Source organism: Virgibacillus carmonensis, assembly GCF_057836705.1.
This window is the reverse complement of the sequence record NZ_JBYQFJ010000397.1, coordinates 1-526: the sequence shown is the minus strand read 5'-3', so window position 1 is coordinate 526 and position 526 is coordinate 1. Positions and strand designations below refer to the sequence as shown.

General features: G+C 50.2%; 1 protein-coding gene. It reads right to left on the bottom strand.

Features of this window, described 5'->3' with window-relative positions; all coding sequences use genetic code 11:
• A partial coding sequence (locus AC3G7N_RS22555; RefSeq protein WP_489424329.1) for a S8 family serine peptidase occupies positions 1 to 526 on the bottom strand: 526 nt, incomplete at both ends.

Below are 526 nucleotides of genomic sequence, written 5' to 3'. Positions count from 1 at the left end.
GCGCCTTCTTTGCTTTATCATAAAATGGAACTTTATTGCCTCGCGCCACGACAGCAATTTTTCCGCGTAAATTGGCTTCTTCAATTGACGCCACTTCATAGTCCTTGGTAAAGTCCCAAGCTGGTGCACCATTCATTGATTGAAGCGGAATGGCTTTGTCCTGCAAGGATTCGTAGAGGTAGGGAACCTTTTCCGGATACGTTGATGCCCCGACTGATAACGCTTTTGATGCGGTAGCTGGTGAACCAACTGTCCAATTCGCCGGTCCCGCATTACCATTAGCGATAACCACAGCAACTCCGAGATCAACGGCTCGGTTAACGGCCACACTCGTCGGAAAGTCAGGACCATTGACTGTATTGCCCAGTGACAGATTGATAATATCAACACCATCCTCAATCGCCTGCTCCATCGCGGCGATTACTTGGATCGATGTCCCGCTCCCCCCTGGTCCAAGTGCACGGTAAGCGTAAAGATCTACATCCGGTGCCACACCTTTAAATTCTCCGTCAGCCCCGATAATCCC